This is a genomic window from Ligilactobacillus apodemi DSM 16634 = JCM 16172 (genome assembly GCF_001434405.1).
Lineage (GTDB): Bacteria > Bacillota > Bacilli > Lactobacillales > Lactobacillaceae > Ligilactobacillus > Ligilactobacillus apodemi.
The window spans coordinates 1-245 of the sequence record NZ_AZFT01000022.1 but is presented as its reverse complement, the minus strand read 5'-3'; the positions used below and the strand labels follow the sequence as shown (position 1 = coordinate 245).

The following is a 245-nucleotide window of genomic DNA, read 5'->3' as shown; positions in this document are numbered from 1 at the left end:
AATGAAAAAGGTGAGATGCAACGAGGTTTCCAATATATAGCTGATCAAAATAAGACGGTCTACTATAATCAGGATGGTTGGATGCTTTATGGCTGGCAATGGTTAAATAATGCAACTTACTATTTTGATACCTTTGATGGTAACATGGCAACAGGTCAACAAAATATCAATAATCACTGGTACCTATTTAATGAAAAAGGTGAGATGCAACGAGGTTTCCAATATATAGCTGATCAAAATAAGAC

Annotated in this window: 1 pseudogene; it reads left to right on the top strand. The window is 34.7% G+C overall.

Annotated features, from left to right (window positions below):
• Positions 1-245: pseudogene (locus tag FC32_RS10680) on the top strand (hypothetical protein); the annotation flags it as partial.